The following is a 917-nucleotide window of genomic DNA, read 5'->3' as shown; positions in this document are numbered from 1 at the left end:
CCCTCTTTAAGCAGCTTTAATGCAAGATCATATTCACGCTGTCCAGCCTTAATATCTCCGCTCTGCTCATACTGCTTGATCTTCTCTGCAGCATCCAGCACCTGCTGATTCTTCTCATCAATAACCCAGCTGTCCGCTACCTTGACCTCCTCATCCAGCCGGTCAAGTACATTGGACAGCTGCTTGCGGATTTCGATTCCCTTTTGTACGATTTCTTGCTTGTGTTTGATCGCCTCCGCTTGTACGCTGCTCGGTACAGAAGGATTTCTTGAAGTTTCTTCATTATTCCACTTATCCTTCTTCAACTCATACAGTTCGCTTAACAACCGGTCAAGCTGTGACGTTCCGGACTTGGTACTCGAACCCGGCGCACCATTGACTGGAAGCATATAGGTGTTATTCGCCTTATTGTCATTGGCGAGAACATAGGGCAGGGCACCGGCGGCCTCTGCTTCCGCCCGAATACCTTCGGCCTTGGAGCTTGTGCCTGAACCGATGTTTTCATAATACGTAATCTTCTCCTTAAGCAGCTCCAGATTCTTCTCATCCAGCTTGGTCGTGCCGCTCGGAATGGAAGCCCCATCCCTCTCGGCCTGCCGCATCGCCTGCTTCGCCGCTTCCATATGCTGCGTATCCATATGCAGGACTGCGACCCAATAATCCCGTTTCGCCGCCAGCATCAGCTTATTGGCTTGTACCAGCCTCTCCGATTCCGGCGTATACACGGCACCGAACCGCTCACGCAGCAACGCTCCCAGCTCTGCCGCCTTCTCCTGTTCCTCGACGCTTAGCTCAGCCTTGCCTTTCCACCACTGCTTCGATGCCTCCAGCAGCAGCTCGCTGCTCTCCTTCGGCGTCAAATTCATCTCTTTTAGCGCAGCTATCGCCTTCTCCTTATCCAGCTCATAGAGCTCCTT

At 52.6% G+C, this 917-nt stretch carries 1 protein-coding gene; it reads right to left on the bottom strand.

Going from position 1 to position 917, the window contains the following annotated elements:
* Positions 1-917: hypothetical protein (locus GQS10_RS22805; protein ID WP_166246615.1), on the bottom strand; the 917-nt coding region annotated here is incomplete at both ends.

The sequence above is a fragment of the Paenibacillus turpanensis genome (assembly GCF_011421635.1).
In the GTDB taxonomy this organism is placed as follows: Bacteria; Bacillota; Bacilli; order Paenibacillales; family YIM-B00363; genus Paenibacillus_AK; species Paenibacillus_AK turpanensis.
Note: the sequence above shows the minus strand (reverse complement) of the source record. Positions and strands in the feature narration are given on the sequence as shown.